The organism is Streptomyces sp. NRRL S-495 (assembly GCF_000966955.1).
In the GTDB taxonomy this organism is placed as follows: Bacteria; Actinomycetota; Actinomycetes; order Streptomycetales; family Streptomycetaceae; genus Kitasatospora; species Kitasatospora purpeofusca.
Map to the genome: position 1 here is coordinate 1 of NZ_JZWY01000190.1, position 4,359 is coordinate 4,359.

Annotated in this window: 5 protein-coding genes; 2 read left to right on the forward strand and 3 right to left on the reverse strand. The window is 74.9% G+C overall.

The features are described from left to right. A partial coding sequence (locus VR45_RS12170; RefSeq protein ID WP_045939724.1) for an AraC family transcriptional regulator occupies nt 1-710 on the reverse strand: 710 nt, incomplete at its 3' end. A gap of 71 nt (nt 711-781) precedes the next feature. Between VR45_RS12170 and VR45_RS12175 the strand changes: the two genes are divergently transcribed. Beyond that, nucleotides 782-1,405 (forward strand): cysteine hydrolase family protein, encoded by a 624-nt coding sequence (locus tag VR45_RS12175; protein WP_045939725.1) that lies wholly within the window; start codon nt 782-784, stop codon nt 1,403-1,405. Here VR45_RS12175 and VR45_RS12180 read toward each other — a convergent pair. After that, nucleotides 1,392-2,231 (reverse strand): NAD(P)H-binding protein, encoded by an 840-nt coding sequence (locus VR45_RS12180; RefSeq protein WP_045939726.1) that lies wholly within the window; start codon nt 2,229-2,231, stop codon nt 1,392-1,394. The two genes, VR45_RS12175 and VR45_RS12180, sit on opposite strands and share 14 nt — an antisense overlap. Before the next feature lie 174 nt (nt 2,232-2,405). Between VR45_RS12180 and VR45_RS12185 the strand changes: the two genes are divergently transcribed. Continuing rightward, nucleotides 2,406-3,320 carry a sigma-70 family RNA polymerase sigma factor gene (locus VR45_RS12185; protein ID WP_045939727.1) on the forward strand — a complete coding sequence of 305 codons (915 nt, stop codon included), beginning with the start codon at nt 2,406-2,408 and terminating at the stop codon, nt 3,318-3,320. Between the two features lie 83 nt (nt 3,321-3,403). Here the strand turns inward: VR45_RS12185 and VR45_RS46855 are convergent. Continuing rightward, nucleotides 3,404-4,359, reverse strand: a 956-nt coding sequence (locus tag VR45_RS46855) for a hypothetical protein (RefSeq protein ID WP_052709026.1), incomplete at its 5' end; no start/stop codon positions are given.

Consider the following 4,359-nt stretch of genomic DNA (forward strand, 5'->3'; position numbering starts at 1 on the left):
GTCCAGGGGGTGTCGAGGGCGGCGAGGACCTCGGTGCGGACGCGGGCGAGCGGGTCGTCCCCGGCGGGCGCGGGCTCCGGGACCGGGGAGGGGATGAACTGGGCCTGGCCGCCGGAGCGGAAGGGTGCGGTGACCATGGCGCGGGCGATCGACGCGGCCGCCCGTTCGCCGTGGGCCGCGCGGACCAGGTGCAGGCAGAGGTCGATGCCGGCCGCCACCCCGGCGGAGGTCCACAGCCGGCCCTCGCCGGTGAACAGCACCTCGGGCCGGACGTCCACCGCCGGGAAGCGCTCCGCCAGGCGGTCGGCGAGGGCCCAGTGGGTGGTGGCGGTGCGGCCGTCCAGCAGGCCGGCCTCGGCGAGGACGAAGGCGCCCGCGCAGAGGGAGGCGATGGTGACGCCGCGCCCGTGGGCGGCGCGCAGCGCGGCGTGCACGGCCGGGTCGCGCGGCTCGTCCGGCCGCTCCACGCCCGGCACCACCACCAGGTCGCAGGCGGCCAGCGCGTCCAGCCCGAAGTCCGGGACGCGTTCCAGCCCCGGGACGCGTTCCAGCCCGCCGCCGAGCCGCACCCGGGCGCCCTCCGGGCCGCAGACCCGCAGCTCGAAGTCGGGGATGCCGGGAAGGCCCGACCGTTCGGCCCAGACCTCGCCGATCACCGCGTAGTCGAACGGCCGCACCCCGTCGAAGACCAGACACCCCACCGTGCGCATGGCAGGATCGTATCGATGGGTGGCTCCACCGCCGCTCACGGGTGGGCCCGGGCCCACCGCAGCATGGACGCATGACGAACACCAGCGCCTTCGACGCCCCGCTCACCATCGACACCGACGCCGTCCTGGTCGTCATCGACGTCCAGAAGGGCTTCGAGGACACCGCGTTCTGGGGCGAGCGCGACAACCCCCAGGCCGAGCAGCGGATCGGCGAACTGATCGACGTGTGGCAGGCCACCGGGCGGCCGATCGTGGTCGTCCAGCACGCCTCCACCACCGGCCCGCTCGAACCGGGCACCCCCGGCTACGAGTTGAAGGACTTCGTGGCGGGGGTCGAGCCCGCGCTGCACATCACCAAGACGGTGAACAGCGCCTTCTACGGCACCCCGGACCTGCACGCCTGGCTCCAGGAGCGGGGCGCCCGGCAGGTGGTGGTCACCGGGATCATCACCAATGTGTGCAACGAGACCACGGCCCGGATGGCGGGCAACCTCGGCTACGACACGGTCTTCCCGATCGACGCCATGCACGCCTTCGACATGACCGGCCCGGACGGCGTGACCCTCCCGGCCGCCGAACTCGCCCGGGCCACCGCGACGGTGCTGCACGCGATGCGGTTCGCCAAGGTGGTGCCGACCGCGGCGGTGGCCACGGCGGCGAAGACCGGCGCGCCCGCCGCCGTCAGCTGGTCCTGACCCGGGCGGCGGCACCCGCCGCCGCGCCCGCCGGGAAGGTCTCGGCGAGGAAGGCCTCCCAGGTGCGGGTGCCCCGGTCGGCGCCGGGCCGGGCAAGGTTGACGCCCTCCCGGTAGCAGCGGCCCACCTTGCCGGGCACCCGCAGCGGCACCATCGGGCGGCGCTTGCCCGCGGCCGCGAGGTAGTCGCGGGTGAGGTCGCCGAGCGTGCGGACGGCCGGACCGGCGAGGTCGGGGACGAGCCCGGCGGGCGCGGCCAGGGCCAGTTCGACCAGGCGCTCGGCGACGTCCCGCGCGTCGACCGGCTCCCAGCGCATGCCGCCGAGCCCGGGGACGAGCGGCAGCTTGCCCATCGCGGCCGCCGTCTTCGCCGTCAGGTCGTGGAACTGGGCGGCGCGCAGCGTGGTGTACGGGATGCCCGAGCCGACGACCGCCTGCTCGGCGGCGTGCTTGGCCCGGAAGTAGCCGAGCGGCACCAGATCGGCGCCGATCACCGAGATGTAGACCAGGTGCTTCACCCCGGCCCGCTGGGCGGCGGCGACCAGGTTGCGGGTGGTGGCCTCGTCGTTCTTGGCGTCGCCGGCCAGGTGCAGGACCACCTCGACCCCGGCGAGGGCGGCGTCCATGCCCTGCCCGACGGCACCCTTCCCGTCGGCGCCGGTGAGCAGGTCGCCGGCCACGTACGCGACGCCGTCGGCGGCCGGGCGGGGGTTGCGGGTGAGCACCCGGACCTCGCGGCCGGCCGCCCGCAGCAGCGGTACGACGTGGCGGCCGAGGGTGCCGGTGCCGCCGGTCACGAGAACGGGGGCGTGGGTCGGGAGAGTCATGATCGTCACTCCTTGGACGAACGGAGGCCGCGCTTCCGGCGGACCCGCTAGGTTTCGTGCTTCCGGAGCTATGACCCACGGCGACAAAGGAATGTGACACGGGTGGACGAGAATTTTCTGGCGGCGGACCCGGCGGAGGACGCCGGGGCCGCGAGGGGCGCCGGGTCGGGGGACGTGGACTCGTTCGAGGCGCACCGGCCGCACCTGCGGGCCGTCGCCTACCGGATGCTCGGTTCGATCGCCGAGGCGGAGGACGCCGTCCAGGACACCTGGCTGCGCTACGACCGCACCGACACCTCCGAGGTGGAGAACCTCGGCGGCTGGCTGACCACGGTGATCGGACGGATCTGCCTCAACCAGCTGCGCTCGCGGGCCCAGCGGCGCGAGGAGTCCTTCGAGTCCCGGGTCGCGGCCGGCGCCGGGGGCGGCGACGTCGAGCCGTCGCGGATACCGGACCCGCTGCTCAGGCGGGCGGACGCGCCGGACCCGGAGCAGGAGGTGCTGCTGGCCGACTCGGTCGGGCTGGCGCTGATGGTGGTCATGGAGTCGCTCTCGCCCGCCGAGCGGGTGTCCTTCGTGCTGCACGACATGTTCGCGGTGCCGTTCGAGGAGATCGCCCCGCTGGTCGAGAAGACGGCGGCGGCCACCCGGCAGCTGGCCAGCCGGGCCCGGCGCAAGGTGCAGGGCCGGGCGCCCGCGCCGGACCGGGACCTGGCCCGCCAGCGGATGGCCGTCGACGCGTTCTTCGCCGCCACCCGCACCGGGGACCTCGACGCGCTGCTCGCGGTGCTGGACCCGGACGTGGTGCTGCGCGCCGACGGGGCCGCCGCCGGGCGGGAGCAGCGGCGTCCGGTGGTGCTCAACGGGGCCCGGACGGTCGCGGGCCAGGCGGTCATGTTCCGCGGCCTGTCGCCGTACGCGCGGCCGGCGCTGGTCAACGGCGCGGCGGGGGTCGTGGTGATCGGGGCGAACGGCCGACCGATGTCGATCATGGCGTTCACGGTGGTGGGCGGCGTGATCGTGGCGATCGACGTGCTCACCGACCCGGACCGGCTGGCCGCGCTGGACCTCACGGCGTTCGCCGACTGAGCCACCGCGCGGCAGGGGGCGCGAACGCGGCCGCCCCCGCACACCTCGGTGTGCGGGGGCGGCCGTCGTGCGTCCGGCGGGCGTCAGCCCTTCTTGGAGATGAAGTCGAACGCACCGGCGGCGACGTCGTCCAGGTACGGGCCGGCCTGGAACTTCGGGTCACCGGTGTGCTGGCCGACCGAGACATTGCTGACCAGCGCCGGCTGGCCGTCCTTGGCCGCCAGCCAGCCACCGCCGCTGGAACCGCCGGTCATGGTGCAGCCGATGGTGAGCATCGGCGGGCGGGTCGGGTCGTAGGACAGCCGGGTCGGCCTGCCGCTCTCGCAGCGGTTGAGCTCCATGCCGTCGAACGGCGGGGCCGCCGGGTACCCGTACTCGGTGATGTTGAGCTGCTCGCGCGGGGCGTTGAACCAGACCGGCACGGCGCCGCCGACCGTCTCCTCCAGCGACTTGCCGCCCTCACCGGGCTGCACCCGGATGATCGCGAAGTCGTACTGGGTGGCCGGCGAACCGCCGTCCCCGCCCTCGGCCTTCCACTGCGGCGAGGTGACCGCCTGGGTGGCGTTCCAGATGCCGAGCGGCGCGTACTGCGCCTCCTCGGCCTGCTTGCCGCCGCTCAGCGCGCCGTTGCTGTTGAACGCCGGGATGAAGGAGATGTTGCTGAAGTACTTGCCGCCCTTGCCCTGGTGGATGCAGTGGCCGGCCGTCCAGACCAGGTTGCTCTTGCCGGGGTGGGCCGGGTCGGCGACCACCGTGGCGGAGCACTGGTAGTGGCTCAGCCCGGCGGCGGCCTCGGCACCGCTGCCCGGCGCGTCCGCGAACAGCTTCCCGTGCACGGCGAGCTTGGTGTACGGGTGCGGGAGCGGCTGGGCGTTGACGGTCTTCGGCAGCGGGTCGTTGCCGTTGTCGGCCGGCTGCGCGGGCTGGGCCGGCTGGGCCGGCGGCTGGGCGGGCTGCGCCGGGGCCTGCGAGGGCTGGGCGGGCGGCTGCGCGGGCTTGGCCGGCGGCTGCGACGGCTGCGCCGGGGCCTGGGTGGGCT